The following is a 24143-nucleotide window of genomic DNA, read 5'->3' on the forward strand; positions in this document are numbered from 1 at the left end:
TAGAGAAACTGCTTCTTTAATTCGATAGAATTTGCACAAAGTTGTGCATAGCTCCACGCTAAACCAATAGCTTAGCGGACTCATTGATTGAAACCTGTTTACTTCAGCTTATCTTCTAGGTCCGGTAACGCTTTAGGCAGCTTCAAACGTTGCAGGATTAATGAGAATAATCGATAACTAGACGGATTAGTCGATACGAAACGCAGCCCCTTCCATAACCTCATTAATACCTGTTTGTTTTCATCGCCTTGTTGAAAACGCTCACTGTCTGCTTGCCACTGTGCCTGTTGCATTGCTTTGCTCAGCTCAAGTTGAGAGGTCTGTAGTCGCAATTGCTGGTAAATATAAGTTCTAATCTCTGACCATTGTCCGTCTTTCAGCAAACGATGTAATACCCACCAACTTGGCGCTGGTTTATTTCGGTAATAACGTTTTACCACCATCAACAAAGTCACCAAAACGATGACCACACCGATAACAATAGCGAACGATAAAAAATAAGTTTTGATAAAAGATTTCAGAGTATGCTTCGCTTTAAACACCTCACCTTTTACGACTACGGTTTCAAGACGTTGATTTTTACTGTCCCACCACTGAAACGAATAATCAGGTAACGTCAGTTCACCACCTTGTTGAATCACGTAAACAGATTCTTCTGTACGACTTGAGCGATAACTGCCTCGTTCTTGCGTATCATCAAGCAAATTCGGCTGTGGGTAAGCCTGATATTGCTGAGTCGACTGATTAGTAAAAAGAGCAGGCAGCAATATCGATAAGCTGTCTTTCGCGTTCACGGTCATGCGCCTTGTAATCGCATCACCAACCTTTAAATCGTCACTTGAGATTTGCCATGCTTGCTCAAAACCAACCTCTGTTGCAGTAAACCAGGGGGTTTCTTGGCTAAGTTGCCCTGAGGGTAGCGAAGCGTCAAATTTCATCGGCTGCGTATACAAAGTGCCAGCCACATTCGAACCATCTGGAGCGGATACCTGCACCCTAACTGGAATCGCTGGGATGACAAACTCACCCGATACTTGTGGATATATCGTCACTTCCCAACGTTGGCGAGACCAAGTCACGCCCTTCACTCGCTCAGTATAGTTAGTGGCCAATTGATTGCGCTGCATTGAGAGAGCATGAGGAATATCCACCATGCCAATTCTCGTTCCCCCAGTAAGCCAGCGAGGTGTCGACACTTCAATGGTCAAGATCACTTGCTCATGGATGCTGAAACCCGGCTTTACTGCTCCTGTGCTCTCATCTGGATCCTTGCCAACCCATGCACGAATAGCAACATCACCACTTTTTTGCAGGTCATAGATATCGGCTGCAACCGCAGAGGTCGCGAACAAACTCCCCGTAATAGCAATAAAAGTAAGGACTAACGTCAGTAACAATGGCTGGTAAGTTCGCAAGACTCGCATTCTTAGGGCTTTAGTCAGTTGACACCAGGTAAGAAGCGCCATTCGTCGCTGTGTATGGTAGGTGAAAGGAATAAACGTCATGGCTTGTTCTCCTCATTTGGCAAAGAAACAGGCGTTTTGAGCTGGATATAAAACTTAGCCCTTAAAAAAAGCTTAGGATCGGCTTCGACGCGTCGTAGCCATTTATCGGCCAGCTCTTCGCTTCCCAAAATTTCATTTGAATTGAGCGTTTCCTTTATCATCAATTCAGCCACCGTTTTTTCATCTGCGCCATCGCCTGTTCGTGGCTCATCAGCATCGAGTTCAAAAGACTCCTCGGCTCCATCAGTCGTTCCCATTTGGCTTTCGCTGGTGCGGTTGATGTCTTCAATAATACTACTGACCACCGCCAAGTTATTTTCCACAGCAGGCCTAAGTTGAGCAGAAAGTTCCGGATTATCAGCCAAACTTTTCAACACATCACGAGCGGCCAGGTACTCACGCTGACGAGCTAATGCACTCCCAACATAATACGTACCCAGATCGGTTTTTACCTGTAGGAATGCACTGTGTGCCAATTTAAATTCGCGCGCATAATAGTACGCGACCCCTTTGCGTAACGGATCATTAAAGTGCTTTGCCGCTTCAAGATACTTTTTCTGATTCAGCAAACGCTGCCCCTGTTGATCGGGGGTGAGCCATAAATCCCACCACCATTGGGCACTCTTGTCCCACGTAGAAACTGACTCCATAACGCTCTCGTTAGCGGCGGTTTGTTCCGTCTTTGATTGAACCATTTGAGCGAAGGTATCAGAGGAATAAAATGAGCCCGTGACGACCAAACCAAGCAAACACCATTGCACCAACCAACCTTTTCTAAACCAAAACAGCATGATAAGGGCAAGGGGGAACAACAAGCTATAGCCCATGTCTTTCCAAGGCATTGAAGACTCACCGTTAAGCTGCAGGTTTCTTTCCACTGCTCTATTTAGCTGCTTTATATCACCATCATCAATCGTGACTTCAACCAAGCGACCACCCGTTTTACGAGCCAGGAGATTCAATGAGTCTAGATCCACCGGATTTTTACTGACGATGTTACTGTTTCCTGCCGCCAGTATTAATAACTGATAAGGCCTTTCACTGAAAAAATCCTCAAAAGCTCGAATGGTGGTAGGATTGACACCGTCGGTAACAAGCAGCACTGTCGCCCCGAGTTCCCCAGACAGTTGTTGTTGAATCAATGGCAATGATTTTTCTGCCATTTTTCCTGATACAGGCATGATTTCTGGTGTTATTGCCGCTAAAAACGGTTCAAATACTTTGCTGTCTTGCGTAACGGGCATCGCAACATGGGCGCTTCCCGCATAAACAACTAACCCAGTGCTTCCGCCCTGCCGAGCAGCCAATAGATCTCTAATCTTTTGTTTCGAACGCTCTAATCGGCTAGGAGGTAAATCTTTTTGCAGCATAGATTCACTGTTATCCAACACGACCAGCATAGAAGCTTTATCTTCACCGAATGGCGATGCTTCGCGCTGCCAAGTTGGGCCAGCACAAATCGTAATAGCAAGAGTCACGATAACAATAAGTAGCTTAAGTGGCAGTTTCTTTCGCCATCCTATTTCGCCTATCACCAACGCATTGCGTAAATGGGTAGGTAGAAACTCTTTCCAGCCTGCTTTGGTTTCTTCTTGCCAACGCATCCAAAGCAAAAAGAACATCGGAACGAAGGCCAATAACCACAAAGGGCGTATAAAATGAAACTGCGTGAATAGCTGTTGTATTGTGAGAGAATCAAACATCGCTCGCTCCTTCCACACTATGATTTGATGATTGCGCACGTGCTCGACGGCGCAATGTCGCCACACTGAAGGCCGTTAGATACATCACCACGACAATGCCCATCAGATAATGATGCAGCCCCTGCTTCGGTCGGTAAGTGCTACTTTCATACAGCTGAGGCTCTAATTCCCCAATGTCGATATAGGCTTGACTCAACTCTTCACGATTCAGTGCTTCAAACGCTTTGCCTCCCGACTCTTGGGCAATTCGATTGATCGTATCGAGATCAAGCGCTGCTTCACCAACGGTTTGTGGATCACCCATTGCAATCACATGAATGCGAACCCCCTTCGCTTTCGCGACTTTAGCCGCATCAACAGGCCCAACAAAACTTCCCGTGTCATTCCCATCCGTGAGCACAATGACCACTTTCTCACGCTCATCCGCACTTGCATCATCAAACGAGCCCTGAGGGCTCTGATTTGGCTGAGTGCTTTGCTCAAAAACCTTAATCGCCAGACCGATCGCATCACCTAAATGTGTACTTGGACCCGCCATGGCCACATCAGTTTGGTTTAATAACGCCAGCCAGACCTCTTGATCCGCTGTAAACGGTGTTTGCACAAAAGCTGCGTCGCCAAACAAAATCAACCCAAGGCGGTCACCTTTTCTCGTCGTGACAAACTCAGCAAGAACGTCTTTTGCTGCTTCTAAGCGAGTGATTCTTTCGCCTTTTATCGAACTGAAATCTCGTTCAGCCATCGATCCGGACAAATCGACTACAACCATCACGTCACGCCCGAACTGCTCTCTGATTTGAGGCTCACCCAACATCGTCGGTTTCGCTAATGCAGACACCACCAGCACCCAACTCATGACTAATGTCATGCGTTGCCACCAGCTCGCGGTTAACTGACTCGCACCTTCTGAAGGCGCTTCGCCAATGGCATCAACTAACTCTTTGAAGAAAGGGACTTTGATCGCCATCTGCTTGGTGCGATAGGCCGGCACGCCAAAATAGACCAACAAAGGTAAAGGCAAAACGATAAACCACAAGGGATAGGTAAATTCAAAACTGGCCGAAACAATATCAAGCATTGCCTTTCTCCATTGAGCTTGGCACCACAGAGGCTCTATGCAATTTTATCCACTCAAGCGATTTCTGAATCACCTCAACACGTTGATCTTGAGTGAGGTGCACCTTGGGATCAATAAGACTCTGCATCCACCGCAGAGAAAGTTCATCAGTAAACAGTGGTGGTGCCTTTTTATTGCTTGGTTGGTAGGCGTTTAACTGGTTCAAACACGACGGCCCGAATAAGCTAGCATTGCGACTGTCTAAATGGCGAAGTACCACTTTGAGCACCTTAAACGCACGCTCTGCTGCATTTTTTTCTTGTGGATCAATCGACTTCAAGGCGAATACAGCTTCTTGGCGGTACCGGTTCGTCCACCAATGCCTTACCATGCCATAAGCAAAATACAGAGCGACCAGCAATAAAGCGAAAACCACGATTTTCCAACCTATGGTTTGAGGAAACCAACGTACGCTTTCTGGTATCGTGATATCTTGAAGATTTCGCAAGATATAGGTACTCGGCGGAGTGTGTTCGATAGACATCTATCTCCCTCCTATCCGTTTTTGTAACTGCGATATGTGATCACCCGATGTGTCCAATTCGATATAAGGTAGCTGCTTCATTGCCATTAACTGGGCAAGAGATTGCTTTTTACGTTCAGACAGTTGAGACAAACTCTCACTTGCTATGCTGACTTTCGAGGCGCTGTCTAAGTTCATTTGAAAACTGCCATCACCCACAATCCAATTGGCCTTAGCAATATGTTGAGGTAATGACTGCTCCAATGGATCGCTGATCATGATGGCGAGAATGTCATTATGTTGCTGAAGCTGTTTTAATCTATCGAGGTGCTGCTCTTGGCAATCACGCCAGTCACTAATAAAAATGAGTGTCGACTGTTTGAGTCTCATGCGTGTAATCTGTTCGACCCAACGCTCAAAACTGGCCTCTTTATTGTCGTAGGTACTGACATTCAAACTCTGATTTATCTTAACTAAACGTTTCAATTGAAAGAGAAAATCTGATTGAGAGCGCTGTGCCTGGGAATGAAAAATTCGTTGGTGGGACGCGGTTATAAGCCCGACACGATCACCATCTTTAAGCACTCGCCACCCGCATATAGCAGCCACTTCAGCCGCTACAACAGATTTCATTGAATGTTGAGAAGCAAAAAACATAGCGCTGCGTTGATCAACACATATGATGACATTGCGGTCCTTTTCTTCCGTGTAACTCCGAACATGCGGCTTGCCTGTTCGCATCGTGACTTTCCAATCAAGGTTTCGGATGTCGTCACCAAGTTGATAATGTCGCAACTCCTCGAAGTTTAAACCACGCCCTCGAAATAACGAGTTATGCCGCCCAGAAAGCGCACTGCCCGCTTTTAAATGAGGAAGCAGAGAAAACGACTCTGCTTGAGCTTGAAGTCGAACCAGTCTTGCATAATCGCAATATATTCGAGGATCAACCCCTTGTGAAGCAGGAGCGTGTGTCGGCTTCGCCATAACGCCCCCTAATTATCCGATTTCAACGCGGTCAAGCAGCTCTTCAACAACTCTTTGCTGGTTGACTCCATCAGCCAGTGCATCGTAAGAGAGTGAGAATCGATGGCCTAATACCGATGGAAGCATGGCTCTGACATCATCTAAAGTAACGTGATCTCGCCCTTGTAACCAAGCATACGCTCTCGCACACTTATCGAGCGCAATCGATGCGCGAGGGCTGGCACCAACGTCAATCCATTGGGAAAGATTCGAATCAGGGTAACGTTCTGGCTTTCTCGTCGCCATCACCAACGCAACAATATAGCGCTCAACTAATTCTGAGACGGCAATGTCAGGAAGTTGACGACGTGCCTCTAATACGAGTTCAGGCTCGATGTGAAGAGGAACAGCATCATTAGTTTGCTTGGTGATCCCAAGCTCCTCACTGCGTACAAGTCGAATAATGTCACGCTCGGCTTCATCTTCGGGGTAGTCTACCGTTACTTTCATGATAAAGCGGTCCATTTGAGCTTCAGGTAACGGGTAGGTTCCTTCTTGTTCGACCGGGTTTTGCGTCGCTAACACCATAAATAAATCTGGGAGAATATGAGTCTGTCCACCCACAGTGATCGTCCCTTCCGCCATCGCTTCTAGCAGTGCCGCTTGTACTTTCGCTGGCGCTCGGTTGACTTCATCGGCCAGGACAATACTGTTGAAAATAGGACCAGCCTGAAAATGCAATTGAGGCTTACCATCTAAATCTTGATAGACTTCGGTGCCAGTGACATCTGACGGCAATAAATCCGGAGTAAATTGAATTCGACCAAAGCTGGCATTCAGTAAGTTGGCTAACGACTTCACTGAACGTGTTTTTGCCGTTCCAGGAAGCCCTTCGAGTAACACATGACCATTGGTCAGAAGCCCAATAACCAAAGCTCGAACGACATGGCTCTGGCCGATCACACTTTTCTCTGCGTGTTCGATAAGTTGATTTATTGCTTGTTGTGCATGGTTCATAGGTCTTCCCTTCATTCAATCTCGCTACCCACATTCTACTGACAAGTTCTATAACTATTGGTTATACAATCTATATCCCACTCAAAGGGAACGTTCTATTTCCTAGCGTTGTTTGAACGAAGAGTGTTTCCATCATCAGTCGTTAAAATCATTCAATACGTCACAGTAAGTATAACTTTTGGTTATAACCACTATAAAAGGACAGCCACGCTTTTTGAGATTAATGTTTTGCCATCGATGCGTTAACTTAACGCATTAATCTCAATGTAAAAAACGGAGTCCTTATGGGTACTAATTTTAAGCAACTTGCTATGGGTGCTAGCTTACTAGCCGCATCTACCGCAGTTGTAGCAGCAGAGAAGCCAAACATTCTTGCCATTTGGGGTGATGATGTTGGTATTTTCAACATTGGCGCATACAACCACGGTATGATGGGCTACGAGACCCCAAATATCGACCGAATTGCTAACGAAGGTGCACTATTTACTGACCACTATGGCCAGCAATCTTGTACTGCCGGCCGTGCTGCATTCTTAACGGGTCAAGAACCTTTCCGTACTGGTCTTTTGACTATCGGCATGCCTGGTTCTGATCATGGTATTCCTGATTGGGCTCCTACTATTGCTGACTTACTAAAAGAGCAAGGTTACATGACGGCTCAGTTTGGTAAAAACCACATGGGTGACCAAGATAAGCACCTTCCAACAGCGCACGGTTTTGACGAATTCTTTGGTAACCTTTACCACCTAAATGCTGAAGAAGAGCCAGAAACATACTACTACCCTAAAGACCCTGAGTTCCGCGCTAAATACGCACCTCGCGGTGTTATCAAGTCAACGGCTGATGGCAAGATTGAAGATACAGGCCCAATGACGCGTAAGCGTATGGAAAATGCAGATGAAGAATTCCTAGAAGCTTCCCTAGACTTCATGGAACGCGCAGTGAAAGCTGACAAGCCTTTCTTCATCTGGCACAACACCACTCGCATGCACGTTTGGACTCGTCTACAAGAGAAATACCAAGGCATTTCTGGAGTGAGTATCTATGCAGACGGTATGATGGAACACGATGATCACGTGGGTGTTCTTCTAGATAAACTTGACGAACTAAAAATCGCTGACAACACAATCGTAATCTACTCTACCGATAATGGTGCAGAAACGGGGACTTGGCCTGATGGCGGTGCAACCTTCTTCCACGGCGAAAAAGGCACAACTTGGGAAGGCGGTTTCCGTGTACCACAACTTGTACGTTGGCCTGGTACTATCGACCCAGGTACTAAAATCAACGACATGATGAGCCACAAAGACTGGATCCCAACACTTCTTGCTGCCGCTGGTGATGACAAAGTTGTTGAGAAATTAAAGTCAGACAAAGGCGCACGTTACAACGGTAAAGATTGGCGTGTTCACTTAGATGGCCACAACTTCCTACCTTTCTTCCAAGGTAAAGAAGAGCAAGGTCCTCGTGATTCTCTGATGTACTTCTCTGCAAATGCTGAGCTAGATGCGGTTCGTACTGGCGACTTTAAAGTTCAGTTCGCACACATGGAAGGTAACATTGCTGATGGTATTCGTTTCCAAACGAACTGGCCGTCAATCGTTCACCTGCGTGCAGACCCATTTGAAAAAGCGCCGCACGAGTCTGGTCTATACATGCGTTGGATGGCTGACAACATGTGGTTATTCGTACCAGTAGGTAATGAAGTACAATCTTTCTTGTCAACGATTCCTGGCTACCCAATGCAGCAAAGCCAAGTACTGAACCCTGGTAACTTTAACCAGAACGTACTCATGCTGCAAAGTAAGCTTCAGCAACTTGACGCTGTACACAAGAAAGTGATGCAATAAATCACTGAGTTAATTGAATTTACATTTGATTAATTTGAAAAGCCCGAGAGTAAATATGCTCTCGGGCTTTTTCTTTACCGCCTTTGCTGCCAATCGAAAGACATCTAACCTAATACACTTTAAAAGTGATCGATCTTTACCCGTTTTTAGTACATATCAACACTGAATATAAAAAAGAATCGATGCGATGAAATGTCTCTTAATCACGTTTTTGCTGCTTGGAGCCGCTAGCCCTTTTTCTCATGCTGAATCCTGCCCTGACATCCTCATCGGCAAACAGCGTCTGCTGAACTCTAACGAAGAAGTTGACTTGTGCGAGGCTTTCAAAGGTAAGGCACTGTTGGTTGTCAACACCGCTAGCCAGTGTGGATTTACACCGCAATATAAAGAATTAGAACAGCTTCATTTAACCTACAAAGACAGAGGATTCTCGGTAATCGGCTTCCCAAGTAATGACTTTTTCCAAGACAGAGGAAGCGAAGAGCAAACGGCCAATATCTGTTATCTCGATTATGGTGTGACATTTCCGATGATGGCGAGAGGCTCTTTGAAAGGGGCAGAGGCAAATCCCGTGTTTACTGAGATCCGTAAGCAAGCAGGGGTGACACCTAAATGGAATTTTTATAAGTTTTTAATCAATAAGGAAGGAAAAGTCATCGCAACATTTCCGAGCACGACTTCACCGCTAAACATCACTCTCACCAAAGCCATTGAACAACAACTTTAGGATCAAGGTTATGCTAACAATGAACAGAGTCATCACGGTGCTTGGGTATTTAGGGCTTGCTCCCTTTTGTCTTGGGTTAGGACTCGTCATTATTGACAAAGAGTTAGTCAACATAGAAGATCATGTTCTGTTTATAACGTACAGCGCTATTATTCTCAGTTTTTTATCTGGTGCGCTGTGGGGAAGAAGTATAGAGAAACCTAACCGTTCATTGACCCTGATTTTGAGTAATGTCTTTGCTATTTTAGCTTGGGTTAGCCTACTTCAAGTTGAAAATTCGATCGGTGCCGCTCTTTTGCTTCTTATGGTCGGCTACTTTTGTGTGTTAGCCACTGAATACCCTGCGATCTTAAGCGATTTTAGACGTGCCTCATCACCAAATAAGGGGGCGTCATTACCCCATTTAGCCCCGTATTCTCAGATGAGGGTTATACTAACAAGTGTCGTCTTGACGATGCACCTGATACTTTTTCTAATATAAAACGTTATCCCTTGATATTTACATGGCCCAACGCAGTACGCAGCCCTTGCAGTGAAAGTGGCGTCATCTAGCTCGATAAATAATTAAACACGCTTCCAATGTATCGGTTCATTAATGCCTATTAAGCCAATCTATTGGAACCAAAACAGATGAAAAAAGCATCGCACTCTTCGCGGAATCCTGTATATTAGAGTTATTACTCTAAATTTGGCATTGTAGATGAAAACGACCTTTTTACATTCAATCATTCTGTTGTCTGCCGGCGTGTTTTCTGCCACAGCTAACAGTGCGGCCATTACGTTCGATCAAGCGTGGCAACTGCTACAAGACAATAATCATTCGCTTGCTGCACAACGCTCGAATGTAGAAAGTCATCAGCATTTGCAAGATGCGAAAGGCAACCTCAATCTACCTTCTGTCACCCTGGGGGCAAATTATACGCGTCTCGACAGTGACGTTACCGTTACTGGGTCACAACTGGCCGAAGCGACAACATTTCCATCCATTGGCGGCAGCTCTGGTGCCATGCTATCCAGTTTGCTTCCTATTCTCGGTGGGGTTGAAACCACGATCACTGAGCAAGATATTTTCACCTCGTCAATTCGCGCCGTGTGGCCCGTCTTTACTGGCGGCCGTATTACTGCTGCACAACAAGCCGCAAGAGGCCAAACAGAGGAAGCAAAAAGCCAATACAAAATGGAAACGCAAGCTCGCTATGAAGATCTGAGTAAGTATTACTTTTCCGTTGTTCTGGCGAAAGAAGTGCTTAAAACACGATCCGATGTTGAACGCGGACTTTCACAACACCTTGATTTTGCCATTAAGCTTGAAGAGCAAGGTCAGGTCGCTCGGGTAGAACGGTTGCAAGCTGAAGCCTCTTTTGACAAAGCAAAAGTCGACACACGCAAAGCACAAAGTAATTTAGACATTGCGCAATCCGCATTGAGTAAGATTTTGGCTCAAAGTAGTATCGTCACGCCTTCGGAAGCACTGTTCATCAATCAACAACTGCCTCCCATGCAAATATTCATCGATCAAACGCTCGCTACCTACCCTGGCCTTGAACTTCTTGATGCAAAAGAGCTGCAAGCGAGTAGCCTAATTAAAGCGGAAAAAGGAAAGTACTACCCAGAGGTGTATCTGTATGGCGACTATAGCCTGCATGAAGATGACACCTTAGCCAGCCAAATGAAACCCGACTGGATGGTGGGGGTTGGTGTGAGTATTCCTTTGATTGAATCGTCAGGCCGAAGCCACACAGTCAAAGCCGCCAATAGCATGGTTCAGCAAGTCCGCTCACTCAAAGCGCAAGCGAGAGAAGATCTGTCTGTACTGGTGCAAAAGACCTACCTTGAAGCGCAACAATCCATCGATGAAGTTCTGGGGCTAGAATCGAGTATTGCGTTAGCCACTGAAAATTTGAAGCTTCGCGAACGGGCCTTTGTGCAAGGATTATCCACCTCGCTTGAAGTCGTCGATGCGCAATTGTACTTAGCCAGCATTCAAACTCAGCAATCGGCGGCACGTTTCCATTACCTTGTTTCACTCAATAAGTTACTCGCACTGACCAGCGAAATGAACACTTACCACCAATATCAATCTAACGCTTATGTTATGACCAGCAAGGAATCATTATGAAATCTCTCAAACCTCTTTTAGCGTCTTCTTTGGTCGTTGGTGTTGTTGCCTGGGTTGGGTTCAGCTTTTATCAAGCTTATCAGCCAAAACCTATTCGCTTGCAAGGCATGATAGAAGCCCAGCAGTACAGCATTTCGTCAAAGGTTCCGGGAAGAATTAATCAAGTCTTGGTCCGTAAAGGTGACAAGGTGAAACAAGGTGATTTAATTTTCACTCTTCACAGCCCTGAAATTGAAGCCAAACTTGCCCAGGCAAAAGCTGGGGAAAAAGCCGCTGGCGCACTCGCATCTGAGGCTGAAAATGGCGCTCGGACACAACAAATACAAGCGTCCAAAGACCAATGGTTAAAAGCAAAGTCGGCGGCAGATTTACTTGAGAAGACGTACCAAAGAATCAACAACTTATTTAACGACGGCGTGGTTGCCGAGCAGAAACGCGATGAAGTAAAAACCCAATGGCAAGCAGCCAAGTACACAGAAAGTGCCGCATTTCAAATGTATCAACTGACCAAAGAAGGCGCTCGAGATGAAACCAAGATTGCGGCCGCAGAGAAAGTCTTAATGGCGGCTGGGGCGGTTGCTGAAGTCGAAGCCTTTGCCGAAGACACCCAGATAGAAAGTTGGTTTGATGGCGAAGTCTCTCAGGTCTTATTGCAAAGTGGTGAACTCGCACCACAAGGCTTTCCTGTCGTCACCGTTATTGATACTCAGGATGCTTGGGCGGTATTGAATGTGCGTGAAGATTACCTCAAGCATTTCACCAAAGGCACGCAGTTTGATGCCTTTCTACCGGCGCTGGATAAAACCATCTCTTTCACCGTCATGCATGTAGCTGTGATGGGCGATTTTGCTACTTGGCGATCAACGGATGCATCACAAGGGTTTGATTTGCGAACCTTTGAAGTTGAAGCGCGTCCTACCGATTCCACTGAATCACTTCGTATGGGCATGAGCCTTGTTGTTGAACTTTAAGCAATATTGACAGGGATTTAGCATGGCTCTAATTCGCCAAAAGTATCTTCGCCAACAGTATCAGATATTAAAACAGGACAAGTGGCTGTTTGCCTGCGTATCTTGGATTCCGATTGCTTTAGCGCTGTGCATCTGGGGAATCTTTTCTGCCGGCATCGCTCGTGATTTACCTATTGGTGTTGTGGATCTGGCTCATAGCCCCATGTCTAAACGCTTGAGTCACCAGCTTGATGCGTCTTCGACTCTGAAGATTGAAACGCAATTTTCAGATGTCGGTCAGGCAAAAGACGCGCTGATAGAAAGCCGAATTTATGCCTATGTGGTCATCCCAGACGGTTTTGATAAAGGCATCTACCTTCAGTCTTTGCCTCAAGTCTCCGTATTTTACAACAGCCAATACATACTCGTAGGTCGCCTGATAAATTCCGCCGTTATGCAGTCGATCGGATACTTCAATGCATCCATTGAAACGGTTCAGAACCTGTCATTTGGTGATACCCCCCCCCTTTCGGCACTCGGCAAAGCGGTTCCAGTATCCACACAAATTACCGCTTTGTTTAATCAAAACACCAACTATGCGCAGTTTTTGGTTTCGGCTATCGTGCCTGCTTTATGGCAAGTGGTGATCGTCGTGAGTACGATCATGGTTCTCGCCGCTAATTATCGTCGATTTGACGGCTTACATCCATGGTTGGGCTCATCACCAATACACACTCTTTACCATACGCTCAAAGGGTATGTAGGGGTGTTTGCTTTGCAAGGTGTTCTGTTTTTAGCATGGTTTTATCAAGGGCTTGGATGGCCGATGCAGGGCGTATTTCTACCCATTATTGTGGCGCAATTCATGATGATTTTAGCGTGCATGATCATGGGCTGTTTATTCTTTTTCCTCACTCTAGATGCGACCAGAGCCATGAGTTTCGCCGGGGCATTTACAGCACCAAGCTTTGCTTTCATGGGGATTACATTTCCCGTTACTGACATGAATATGCTGGCTCAGTGGTGGCGTGCACTTCTTCCTGTCAGTCACTATATTGAGGTTCAGGTATCCCAAGCCAGTTACGGTGTCTCAGCATTAGACTCAATGGCACACCTCACTCCAATGCTTGGTTATTTCTTTGCCGCATTACTGTGCTTGTGGCTCATCAAACAGCATTACCGAAAGGAACAAGCGCAATGAGTTTTGTCACGCTGCTAAAAAGCGAAATCCGCGACTTCTTTAATAACAAAGCCGTCATTCTGACTGTTTTTGGTGGCGTGATATTCTACTCATTCCTATACCCATTGCCTTACTCACAACAATCGCCGTTAGAGCAAAAGATCGCCATTGTAAACTTAGATAACAGTGCAGTGAGCTTTAAGCTAGAGCGCATGGTCAACGCGACCCCTCAAGTTCAAGTCGTACAACGAAGCTACAGCATAGAAGCGGCTAAAAGTGATTTCATCGATGGTAAAATAAGTGGGATTCTGGTTATCCCTGAACACTTTTATAAAGACTTGATGATAGGGGCAAGCCCAACATTGGCCTATGCCGGGGACGCTTCGTATTTTCTCGTTTACGGCACGGTCGTTGAAGGGCTCGCACAAACGGGGGCAACACTGGGCGCAGAGGTAAAAGTCGCGCAGCTTATCGCAGGTGGGGAACCTATCGGCTCTGCCACCAACCAGTATTCAAGTATTAAGGCAAACCTAAAGCCCACCTTTAACTCACGCATGGGCTATGTCGATTATGTGGTTCCAGCTGTCTTTGTGCTGATTCTTCAACAGACATTGGTCATGGCCGCTGGCTTACTGGTCGCCACTCAAAAAGCCGCCACTCATTCATGGACTGGCCGTGAGCATATCATGGCACTTCTTGTCCGAACGGTTTTGCTCGTAGGTATCTATCTTGTGCTCAGCGGGTACTATTTTGGTGCCAGCTTTAGCTATTATGGTATCAATACCTTAGCGAAACCGCATGACATTGTGGCACTGTTGATCCCATTTTTAGTGGCTTGCTGTTTGGTTGGTTATGTTATTGGTTATTGGGTGCCCAGACGAGAGTTAGTGACAGTGATTGTTCTTATTAGCTCCATGCCATTGATATTTTTAGCAGGATTCATTTGGCCGGTTGAGATGATCCCAGCGCCACTACTTGGGTTAGCACAATTCATCCCAAGCACGTCTGCGATACCAGGATTTCTATCACTCAACCAAATGGGCGCAAGCTGGCAACAGGTCGCCAGCCAATTCACTCACCTTTGGCTGTTGGTTCTATTTTGGCTGTGTTCGCTTGGCGGGATCATCTATAAACAAATAAAAACATGCCAATAGTAAGGCGCTAAATCAGAACGTGGCGTATCAGTACGGGGGATGTCAGCATGTGATGTATCACGTGCGAACAATCAACGTGCGAGCAATCAACGTGCGAGCAATCAAAAAGCCTGCAGTAGCCCTTTGTGATAGTTCGCAATATCGGGTTGAAAATCAAACTCTTGCAGCCAAAGTTCGAGCTGACTTTCCGACTTTGTTAGAGACTCTAAGGTGATTGTATTATCATCTAATTCCCACAACTGACGAGACGCTGAATAGTTAAACTTGAGAGCCAATAACGCATCTTCATTTCCTTGTTTAGCGGCTGCGAGTAACTTTCTATTTTTACGGTAGATTAAATTTAGCGACTGTTTTAAATCCCACACATACGCAACTTCAAACATAAACGGGTGCACTTTCAGTTTAACGAGAGAGAACCCTAAAATGATGGCGCTAACAACCACACCTAACAAGTTCCAGTGAAAATGTGAGCCAGTATCTGAAGGGAAGATCAAGATAAGGGTTTGTGAAATAGCTAAACTGGCCATAGCCAAACTGACGATACACCCTACAATGACCACATTAAGGCGCGATCGATATGTTTTCTTATCTATATTGACTAATTGCATCCGTACTCCAAATTCACCGTTAATCCCACAGCCGTTAACCTCAATAGCAGTCAGCCCCAAAGCCGCCAACCAGCATCAACAACTCACTCGCCGACTTGGGCTGAGAATTATACCGTGCGTTAAAGATAATACGAGATAATTTATAAGGGTAGGCATAAAGCAACTCAAACAACCACCGGTGACTAAAGATAGGGGGAGCAGCTGCTTGAGTTAATTCTTTATTCCATTCAATTACCGGCGGTTGGCCATGCGTTTGAACTGATGTCGACGACCTCGGAGGGTGATGCCCATTCTTATGATGTTTTCCGGTACCGCTAATCCACCATAACCTCCATCACCAATATGAACAATGTCTGCTCCCGATGCCTTTGAGGCCATGGTTACTTGCTCAATAAACTGTTCACTCGCCCCTTCTTGAGAAGTGCCAATGGCTAACAAACCGAGCATATTGCTTTCATGAACGGCGGTCATCATTTTGTACGCCATTTCAGGTGTGGCACCGGGTGTTGTATAAGGCGCAGGGAACATCATTACATCTGCCCCTGCCTCGGAAAACTGGTTTACAATGTCTAAGTTGTAATCATTACCGATGCCGCCACCATGCATTTTTCCGGCAATGATCAGAATGTCATCTGACACTTGGCGAACCAGTTTTATTGCTTCTAAAATCGTCTCTTGGGAAACGAGCATGCCAGGGTTTCCCGTTAACATGATGTAATTGAGCCCAAGACGAACCGCTTCTTCCACGGTTTCTTTTGTCACTGAACGGCCGATTTGGATGTCGGTAAAACCTGCAGGAACGGGCTCCAAATTGCACCCAATCAAGCGTCCACTTAGTTCTTTTAGCTCTGTAATCGTAAAGTGATCGTTCACTTGATGATTGGCCGCGCCATTTACATTTGCTTTAGGGTCAAAAAGGTCAAGACAATTCAAAGTAATAAAATCAGCCCCCAAGCTGGCCGCTATCTCCGCGCCCGATACCAGGTCAAAAGGTGGATCTGCGGAGACAACGTTTTCCACCATCATCGCTCGCCCCTCAGAAATACGAATACACTCAACCAGTTCTTTTCGAGTCAACTGATTGATGTCGGCTTTCGTTAAGTCAAAAATTCGTTTCTTCATGATGTCACTCCTTTCATTTCTTTTCGCAGTTCAATAATTTCTACAGCGAGATCACGGCACAACATTGTGGTCATGATGTGGTCTTGTATATGAGTTAAAATGAGCGTCATCCGAACCTTTCCTTCACCTTCATCAAATCCTATAAGAGAGGTTTGGCTTTTATGAACGTTCGCGAGCGCTTCATCTCCATGATCTAATAACGTCATTGACTCAGAGAAATTGCTCTGTCTAGCCTCAAACATCGCTTGCATGAAAGAAGACTTTGCCTGACCTACTTCGCAAAGTAATGTCATAAGAAACTCTTCACTAATATCACTTTCTTGACTAATTAATTGATTCATCGTTTATCCTAAACACTGGGTTGTGGTGTTGGCTGAGATTGCGTTTCTTCCTGAGCGTTTTTGTTTTCTTCTTCTAGAAGTTGTTTTTCATGCGCTTTGAAGAATGGATAGAAAATAGCCATACTGACAACAACACAAACCGCGACGACAACTGCTGCGAGGGATGAATTGGTCGCCATCACTGCACCAATTGGGGCGGGCATAGTCCAAGGTGGCAGAGCCACCACTTTTGAAATCAATTCCGTTTTGAACGCCATCCACACAATGCAGGTGTTCACGATTGGCGATAACATCCAAGGAATAAAATAGTTCACATTCATAACGATCGGAGTACCAAAGATAACCGGTTCGTTAATGTTAAATGTCCCTGGAATAATAGACATACGACCTATGGTTTTAAGGTGGGTCGCTTTAGAACGCATCATGAGCACAACAAGCCCCCATGTACCACCTGCGCCTCCAACAAAAATGAAGAAATCCAGTACTGGGTTGACGAAAATCTTAGGCAATTCCTGGCCCGCCGCTAATGCTTCTTGATTCAAGCCAAGGTTGACGATCAGTATTGGATAAAGAATTCCGACCACAACGACTTGCGAACCGTGTATCCCAGCAAACCATAAAAGTTGGATTAATATGACCGCAAGCAAACAAGCAAAGAAAGAATCAGACGCTGCGACAATTGGCTTAAACAACTCCATTACAGCGGTTGGAATGTTCAATTCGTTGTAACCCAGCGTGACATTAAGCGACACAACAATCACCGTCAGTAATACGATGGGAATCAGTAGATCAAAGGATGCAGAAATCTTTGGCGGTACCGCTTCTGGCAGTTTCAAACGAATATTGTATTTTAAAAGAAAGCGTTGAAACTCTGGAACAAAAAGACCACAGATTATGGCGGTAAATGCACCGGCTCCCCCTAAATGGGCAATGGGCATAATACCACCATGGTCGGCAATGAATTGGACAGGGGCAACAGCCAATAGAAACGTAAACATCGACAGCAAACCCGAGTTCAGCGCTCTTAGTTTGTAATGCTCAGCTAAATTAAACCCTATCGAAAACGCCGCATACAGGGCAAAAATACCCATACTGACTTGAAAAGCGGACAGAATATTCCCTTGCCCAATCGCATCAACAACGGATTGCCAACCAGCCAAAAACGCGTTGCTGTTTCCCGGAGGGAACGCGAGAACAAGCAATAATGAGCCGACGATTAAAAAAGGCATAGTCGCAACAAAACCATCCTTCACGGCATTAACATGAGGCTGAGTTGAAACTTTATAGGCAACAGGGGTGATCACACGTTCTATGGTATGGGTAATCTGGTTCATAACACTCATAACAACTTCCTTTATCAAAGTGATTTGTAGAGACCGATGGCCTGATCAAGGATGACATCCCCTTTCATCATTCCGTAATTCAGCATATCTATAAGGTCGCACGCTTTTCCTTCCTCATTGGCACGTTGCTTAAAGTGCTCAAATCTAAACTTTACTTGGGGCGCAACCAGGCACACATCATTTTCTAGTAGCCGTTCTTCAAACTCTGAGATTGAATACGCATTGATCTCACAAGAAACCCCCTTTTCATGGGCTGAGTTTTTCATTTTGGTCACAAGCATGCTGGTGGACATTCCTGCGGAGCAACATAAAAATATTTTCATCGTGGCTTTCCTAGTAGAAGAAATTAAGAGCCAAGTATAATCTTCAAAATAATGAATAAATAAATCACAAGTCACAGAGATGGATATATGAACAAATACGAGTATTAAAGAAGATCAAAAAAAGTAGCATAAGATTTTGATATATAAGGAATAAAAATCATTGACCGAAAATATATAAATATTCAATATTTTGAAGTATTTCTAATAAATTAAAAAACAGGCTTGTATTTGATGATAAAAAAATAAGAAAGGCCCAGCCCTGACAAAGTAACAAGGCAAAGTGGTTAGAAAGGTATTAGGTATAAAACGGTTAGGCTTGAGTGTCTACTTAACCGTCATTTTATATGCGCCATACTGGCTATAAGTTGTTCACACTCTTCTTGCTGCATGTACCTAGGAACAGGATAGTTCCAGTGAGCTTCACGTAATGATTGCTGTGCAAGCTCTGAAACGTGTTCATCAATAATGACGTCAAAATGGCCGGGTAGATCCAGCTTTAGACACAATACTTTAATGTAGTCGATGAATGCTTGGGCTTTAACCGTATCACTTGCACGGCGATCAACAATATCAAGAGTATCGGCTAGGTTTGCCAATCGACCTTTCGCTTCAAACTTTGAGTGCTCTAAAACATAAGGCAGTATGATGGCATTGGCTAACCCATGCGGTGTACCGTATTTAGCACCAATAGAGTGTGCGATGGCATGGGTATAACCTAAACTGGCTTTGGTAAATGCTAGCCCCCCGTAATAGGATGCCAGCGCCATTCTTTGACGTGCCGTTGAATTCTGACCAAACTTCACCGCTTTGACTAAATTCTCATCAATAAGTTTAACCGCAGCAATCGCATATCGGTCGGTTTCAGCGGTTGCATTACCAGAAATATAAGCCTCAACAGCGTGTGTCAGCGCATCCATGCCTGTTTGTGCGGTAATGTGCGCGGGCAACGCCAGCATAAGACTGGGATCTAATGCGGCGGCAATAGGCACCAATTTAGGGTCCATTAAAGGTGTTTTCAAATGCGTTTTTGGATCAGATACGACAGCGGCAACCGTCACCTCCGAACCTGTACCTGCGGTAGTCGGCAATACAAAGAGTGGCGCTGGCGCTTTCCATACTCGAAGAATCCCGACCAGTTTTTTAATCGGTTTTTTATTGGTAACACAGGCCGCGATAACCTTTGCACAATCAATAGAAGACCCACCACCAATCGCGACAACACCATGGCATTTGTGCTTGTGGTATAACGCAAGTCCGGCTTCAACTTGATCATAAGTTGGGTCAGGGATCACGCCATTAAACACCTCACAATGAACCCCTACTCTTTCAAACTCAAAGACCAGCCTTTTGATAAACCCTAGCTTTTCAATACCTTCATCTGAAACCACCAGCACTCGGTTAACGCCCATAATGGAAACACTGTGACAAAGCTGCGACAGTGAATCTTTGCCTAAAAACAAAGTGGGCTTTGAGATAGGAAGAAACTTAGCGGCAACCTTTAATACCCTCATGTACATTTTGTGCAGTAAGTAATAGAGCTTTTGTTCCATTATAAGTCTCTGTTTTGATGCCCCGATATACCTAGCCTAGGCAATACAAGGCGTTATCTCTAGTTTAAACGTCACCTTTTTCAAACTAAATGTTATTAATCTTAAACCTTTAGCGCTTAATCGTGAGCTAACGCCAATAACGCATCAAGCGACTTTTCACCACAACATGCTAGTGAATCCTCATAATCAGGATATAACCGCTGAATAAAAAACCATCAGAAACCACATAAGTAGTCACCCAATGCACTGCGCTTCCCGCCTTTAGCCTAATAAAACCCTCTTACTAATAGAAATGTCAGCACAAATCAATTCATTTTTAGTCTAAGTGCACGAAACAAACTCTGGCTCAAATTAACAGACAAAAATGTTGCACCAAAGATTTGTAACGGAATAATAAGGATGTTGCAGATATGTAACACACAACATAAATATCAATACCAAAAATTATAACTATTAATCTTTTATAACTAATTTATTCAGACAGGAAAAATGATGTACAAAAAAATAATGCTCGCCACCCTTGGCAGCGCAGCGGCAGGCAATGTTGCAGCCGCTGGCTTAGATGAAAAAATTAACGAAGTCGTCGCACCTATCGTCAACCCATTTGTAGGAATGATCTTCTCGACCATTCCTTTCCCTTTTACAGACGTGCAGGTGCCTTGGATTGTTTTATGGTTGGTTGTCGCTGCCACCTTTTTTACTTTTTACCTCGGCTTTATTAACGTTCGTGGATTCAAACACGCACTAGAGTTGGTTTCTGGTAAATTCAGTAATCCTAAAGCGAAAGAAGATGGCGAAGTCTCTCACTTTCAAGCGCTCACCACTGCCCTTTCAGGCACAGTTGGCCTAGGTAACATTGCCGGGGTTGCTGTCGCGGTTTCTCTTGGTGGCGCTGGTGCAACGTTCTGGATGATCCTTGCTGGTCTTTTAGGTATGTCGAGCAAATTTGTAGAGTGTGCTCTCGGTGTGAAATACCGAAATACCAATGCAGACGGAACCGTTTCAGGCGGCCCGATGTATTACCTGAGTAAAGGCCTAGCGAAACGTGGAAACGCAGCTTTAGGTCGAACACTGGCGGTTCTATTCTCAGTGTTTGCTATTGGTGGAGCACTTGGCGGTGGTAACATGTTCCAAGCTAACCAAGCTTTTAAACAGGTGGTTGGCGTAACTGGCGGAGACGCGTCATTCCTTGCTGATAAAGGCTGGTTGTTTGGTATCATTCTAGCGGTTATCGTAGGTATCGTTATTATTGGTGGTATCAAATCTATCGCAAAAGTGACCGAGAAAGTCGTTCCTTTCATGGCGGCTATTTACGTTGGTGCCGCACTTATCATCATCGGTATGAACTTTGACCGCATAGACGATGCTTTCGCGGCTATCATCAATGGTGCGTTTACTGGTGAAGGTATTGCAGGTGGTGTGATTGGCGTTCTTATCCAAGGTTTCAAACGTGCAGCGTTCTCGAACGAAGCGGGTGTTGGTTCTGCGGCTATTGCTCACGCAGCCGTAAAAACAAAAGAACCTATGTCAGAAGGGTTTGTGTCTTTACTAGAACCTTTCATCGACACCGTCGTCATTTGTACCATGACCGCACTGGTTATCATTATCACAGGTTACCTTGATAACGATTCTGGTCTGGCTGGCGTAGAACTCACATCAGCGGCCTTTGGTAGCTCAATCAGTTGGTTCCCATACATCCTTGCTATTGCCGTGGTTCTGTTTGCTTTCTCTACCATGATTTCTTGGTCTTACTATGGTCTAAAAGCATGGACATACCTATTTGGCGAGAGCAAAACGGCTGAAATCATCTTCAAAGTGAAGTTCTGTGTCTTCGTGGTTATCGGTTCAGCGATGAACTTAGGCCCTGTTATCGATTTCTCAGATGCGATGATTTTCTCAATGGCACTGGTCAACATTGTTGGACTTTATATTTTAGTGCCTGAAATCAAGCGTGATTTAGCTGACTACTTAGAGCGCCACAAGGCAGGAAAGGTGTACAACGTCTCTAATGTAGCTGCCTCAAACGTAACCAAAGACGCTTAATTCATCTAGGTACTGTGTATCGCACAATGATGATATGTACCATGCAATGAAGCTATAGCTTTGAGAAAAGTAGCTAAACAGTTCACTTGACGAGCAACGTTAAAAACCAAAAACAGCAGATAATTTATCTGCTGTTTTTTTATGGCTGCCATTCCAAGGTAAGTATTCCGTATCAACCAAGAACCTCATCGAGTATGTAGCGATACTATCAAGTTGACTATCAAAATCGTGGCCAAATCGTTAGGCAAAACTATCTCTGTTATCGTCTAACCATCGCATTAGTTTGTGAATATGCTCTTTCATTTCCCCTAGTTCATCATCCTCCCAACTTTCAAAAACATGCGAAATATTAGGAAGTAACGCGTTCATTATTTCCTGACACAAGGTTAAGCCTTTATCCGTAATTTTAAGATGGCGACGGCGTTTATCCTGATCATCAGAAATCGATTCCAGTAGCTCTTTATCGACTAAAACCGTCACAATTTTAGTAATGCCCGGTTGATTCATTTCCATCACATTCACTAACTCGGTAACCGTCCAACTTCGTTTTGGATTATGAGTAAAATGGTTCAACACACCAAATTGAGAAGGGTTTAACGGCATATCAGCGAAGAGCTTTGCTTCGCGGGTTGCGATTAACTGACGCACAATACCAAGGTGCACCATTAATTGGGCTTCACTCTGTTTTCTCGCGTTCACATTTGTTCCTCCAGCAATGTTACATGAAGACAAAACATTGTTTAAAACACGAACAATGTGCTCATTTAAAATACTAACTTGCTAATTCATTCTTTGGAATATACTATACATTCCAAGGAATCAATATTATTTTTTACCAGAGGGATCGAGATATGAACCGTAGAAACTTTATTAAAGTCGTGGGAGTCGGTATCGGAGCGGCGACACTGAGTAGCGCAATCATAAGCGTGAACAGCAGTGAAGCGCCTGATGATAACTATGGGTGGAATGGACCTTCGCCTGAGCAGCAAGATATTCGTATGCAGGTGCTCTCTTATGCGATTCTGAGTCCAAATCCACACAATATACAACCTTGGATAATTAAGCTGACAGGGCCACTCAGTTTTGACCTTTATGTGGATCCTAACCGGCTGCTGCCAGAGACCGACCCGATTTACCGCCAAATCCATATCGGCCAAGGCACATTTTTAGAAACCCTTGCCATTGCAGCGACGGGGTTAGGCTATGAAGCCAGCTTCGATTATTTTCCTCAAGGTATGTACAGCAATACGGAATTACTCGACAAACCTGTCGCTTCTGTTGTACTCAACAAGCAGTCAACATTCACCCCCGACCCGCTCTTTGCTCACTTATTAACACGACAGTCCAATAAACGTGGGTACAACAATTATCAGCTGACCCAAGCAGAAGTGGATACTCTGAAAGCCTTTACCAACAAACGTGGTCAATATCCGTTAACCATCACCCAGTCAGCGACTGACAAAAACCATCTGGAAAGAATCTTAACTGAGGCCATGCAAATTGAGGTCAACGATAAAGATCGCAGCCATGAAACCCTTGCAATGTTTCGGTTCAATGACGATGAAGTGAAGAAGTACCGAGATGGATTTGGCGTCGCTCAGTCAGGCGTGACCGGAATTAAAAAGATGATTGCTGAAAACTTCTTTCCTTCAAGAAAAGAGGTCGAACTCGACCCTACTGAGTTTGACCGCCAGGGCGTCGTTATGGTTAAAGACACGGTCACCTCAACAGAAACCTTCGGTTGGATCAGTAGTGCTGGTAATACCCGCCTTGACCAGGTAAAAGTTGGACAAGACTATGCCCGTCTTAACCTTCAAACGACCGCAATGGGGCTTGTTCAACACCCAATGAGCCAAGTATTGCAAGAGTATTCTGATATGTTGCCACTTCAAGCATCGTTTAAAGAGACATTTCAAATAAGCAAAGACGACACTGTACAAATGTTGTTTCGATTAGGAAAAGCCAATCGTACACCACCCAGTGCAAGACGCGTGGTTTCCCAGTTAATGAGAAGTTAAGCAGAGTACTGGCTATGTACTAGCGTCACGAAAGCGATGTTCACAAT

The 24143-nt window shown here is 44.9% G+C and carries 22 protein-coding genes; 9 read left to right on the forward strand and 13 right to left on the reverse strand.

Going from position 1 to position 24143, the window contains the following annotated elements; all coding sequences use genetic code 11:
• Nucleotides 1-98: 98 nt before the first annotated feature.
• Genes QF117_RS15835 through QF117_RS15860 form a run of 6 tightly spaced genes read right to left on the reverse strand, consistent with a single transcriptional unit; the run spans nucleotide 99 to nucleotide 6768 of the window.
• Nucleotides 99-1466, reverse strand: coding sequence for a hypothetical protein (locus QF117_RS15835; RefSeq protein ID WP_282389502.1), 1368 nt, complete (start codon nucleotides 1464-1466; stop codon nucleotides 99-101).
• 35 nt (nucleotides 1467-1501) lie between these two features.
• Nucleotides 1502-3208, reverse strand: a complete 1707-nt coding sequence (locus tag QF117_RS15840) for a VWA domain-containing protein (protein ID WP_282386725.1) — start codon at nucleotides 3206-3208, stop codon at nucleotides 1502-1504.
• Nucleotides 3201-4286 (reverse strand): VWA domain-containing protein, encoded by a 1086-nt coding sequence (locus QF117_RS15845; protein WP_282386726.1) that lies wholly within the window; start codon nucleotides 4284-4286, stop codon nucleotides 3201-3203. The genes QF117_RS15840 and QF117_RS15845 overlap by 8 nt, the downstream gene beginning before the upstream one ends.
• Complete coding sequence (locus QF117_RS15850) at nucleotides 4279-4809, reverse strand: DUF4381 domain-containing protein (RefSeq protein WP_282386728.1); 531 nt, start codon at nucleotides 4807-4809, stop codon at nucleotides 4279-4281. Before QF117_RS15850 ends, QF117_RS15845 begins: the two co-directional genes overlap by 8 nt.
• Nucleotides 4810-5772, reverse strand: coding sequence for a DUF58 domain-containing protein (locus tag QF117_RS15855; protein WP_282386730.1), 963 nt, complete (start codon nucleotides 5770-5772; stop codon nucleotides 4810-4812).
• 12 nt (nucleotides 5773-5784) lie between these two features.
• Nucleotides 5785-6768 carry a MoxR family ATPase gene (locus QF117_RS15860; RefSeq protein WP_282386732.1) on the reverse strand — a complete coding sequence of 328 codons (984 nt, stop codon included), beginning with the start codon at nucleotides 6766-6768 and terminating at the stop codon, nucleotides 5785-5787.
• Nucleotides 6769-7052: 284 nt separating this feature from the next.
• Here QF117_RS15860 and QF117_RS15865 point away from each other — a divergent pair, with 284 nt between their 5' ends.
• From QF117_RS15865 to QF117_RS15895, 7 genes are all read left to right on the forward strand, one after another.
• Nucleotides 7053-8618 carry an arylsulfatase gene (locus QF117_RS15865; RefSeq protein WP_282386734.1) on the forward strand — a complete coding sequence of 522 codons (1566 nt, stop codon included), beginning with the start codon at nucleotides 7053-7055 and terminating at the stop codon, nucleotides 8616-8618.
• Nucleotides 8619-8805: 187 nt separating this feature from the next.
• Entirely contained in the window at nucleotides 8806-9345 is a 540-nt protein-coding gene (locus QF117_RS15870) for a glutathione peroxidase (RefSeq protein WP_282386736.1), read from the forward strand.
• 10 nt (nucleotides 9346-9355) lie between these two features.
• Nucleotides 9356-9826, forward strand: a complete 471-nt coding sequence (locus QF117_RS15875; protein ID WP_282386738.1) for a DUF3429 domain-containing protein — start codon at nucleotides 9356-9358, stop codon at nucleotides 9824-9826.
• A 219-nt stretch (nucleotides 9827-10045) separates the two neighbouring features.
• On the forward strand, nucleotides 10046-11464 hold the full coding sequence (locus tag QF117_RS15880) for a TolC family protein (protein WP_282386739.1): 1419 nt from the start codon (nucleotides 10046-10048) through the stop codon (nucleotides 11462-11464).
• Complete coding sequence (locus tag QF117_RS15885; RefSeq protein WP_282386740.1) at nucleotides 11461-12435, forward strand: biotin/lipoyl-binding protein; 975 nt, start codon at nucleotides 11461-11463, stop codon at nucleotides 12433-12435. The genes QF117_RS15880 and QF117_RS15885 overlap by 4 nt, the downstream gene beginning before the upstream one ends.
• Nucleotides 12436-12457: 22 nt before the next feature.
• Nucleotides 12458-13615 (forward strand): ABC transporter permease, encoded by a 1158-nt coding sequence (locus QF117_RS15890; protein ID WP_282386741.1) that lies wholly within the window; start codon nucleotides 12458-12460, stop codon nucleotides 13613-13615.
• The gene (locus tag QF117_RS15895) at nucleotides 13612-14748 is read left to right on the forward strand and encodes an ABC transporter permease (RefSeq protein ID WP_282386742.1); all 1137 of its coding nucleotides are present in this window, start codon (nucleotides 13612-13614) and stop codon (nucleotides 14746-14748) included. Before QF117_RS15890 ends, QF117_RS15895 begins: the two co-directional genes overlap by 4 nt.
• A 101-nt stretch (nucleotides 14749-14849) precedes the next feature.
• Here the strand turns inward: QF117_RS15895 and QF117_RS15900 are convergent, their stop codons facing one another.
• The 6 genes from QF117_RS15900 to QF117_RS15925 form a co-directional block, all read right to left on the reverse strand.
• Nucleotides 14850-15356, reverse strand: a complete 507-nt coding sequence (locus QF117_RS15900; RefSeq protein ID WP_282386743.1) for a DUF3087 domain-containing protein — start codon at nucleotides 15354-15356, stop codon at nucleotides 14850-14852.
• A gap of 231 nt (nucleotides 15357-15587) precedes the next feature.
• The gene (locus tag QF117_RS15905) at nucleotides 15588-16478 is read right to left on the reverse strand and encodes a dihydrodipicolinate synthase (RefSeq protein ID WP_282386744.1); all 891 of its coding nucleotides are present in this window, start codon (nucleotides 16476-16478) and stop codon (nucleotides 15588-15590) included.
• Nucleotides 16475-16819 carry a PTS lactose/cellobiose transporter subunit IIA gene (locus tag QF117_RS15910; protein WP_282386745.1) on the reverse strand — a complete coding sequence of 115 codons (345 nt, stop codon included), beginning with the start codon at nucleotides 16817-16819 and terminating at the stop codon, nucleotides 16475-16477. The genes QF117_RS15905 and QF117_RS15910 overlap by 4 nt, the downstream gene beginning before the upstream one ends.
• Before the next feature lie 8 nt (nucleotides 16820-16827).
• Nucleotides 16828-18162, reverse strand: coding sequence for a PTS transporter subunit EIIC (locus QF117_RS15915; protein WP_282386746.1), 1335 nt, complete (start codon nucleotides 18160-18162; stop codon nucleotides 16828-16830).
• Nucleotides 18163-18176: 14 nt separating this feature from the next.
• A complete protein-coding gene (locus QF117_RS15920) occupies nucleotides 18177-18485 on the reverse strand; it encodes a PTS sugar transporter subunit IIB (RefSeq protein ID WP_017033896.1) in 309 nt (102 codons plus the stop codon).
• Between the two features lie 335 nt (nucleotides 18486-18820).
• Nucleotides 18821-20035, reverse strand: coding sequence for an iron-containing alcohol dehydrogenase (locus tag QF117_RS15925; protein ID WP_282386748.1), 1215 nt, complete (start codon nucleotides 20033-20035; stop codon nucleotides 18821-18823).
• Between the two features lie 492 nt (nucleotides 20036-20527).
• On the opposite strand from QF117_RS15925, the gene QF117_RS15930 reads away from it, so the two are divergent.
• Nucleotides 20528-22078, forward strand: a complete 1551-nt coding sequence (locus tag QF117_RS15930) for an alanine/glycine:cation symporter family protein (protein WP_017033898.1) — start codon at nucleotides 20528-20530, stop codon at nucleotides 22076-22078.
• 240 nt (nucleotides 22079-22318) lie between these two features.
• Here QF117_RS15930 and QF117_RS15935 read toward each other — a convergent pair whose 3' ends face one another.
• Nucleotides 22319-22777, reverse strand: a complete 459-nt coding sequence (locus QF117_RS15935; protein WP_282386750.1) for a MarR family winged helix-turn-helix transcriptional regulator — start codon at nucleotides 22775-22777, stop codon at nucleotides 22319-22321.
• A gap of 152 nt (nucleotides 22778-22929) precedes the next feature.
• Here QF117_RS15935 and QF117_RS15940 point away from each other — a divergent pair, with 152 nt between their 5' ends.
• Entirely contained in the window at nucleotides 22930-24096 is a 1167-nt protein-coding gene (locus tag QF117_RS15940) for a twin-arginine translocation pathway signal protein (RefSeq protein ID WP_282386752.1), read from the forward strand.
• The last annotated feature ends 47 nt before the right edge of the window (nucleotides 24097-24143 follow it).

It is taken from the genome of Vibrio sp. YMD68 (assembly GCF_029958905.1).
GTDB lineage: Bacteria > Pseudomonadota > Gammaproteobacteria > Enterobacterales > Vibrionaceae > Vibrio.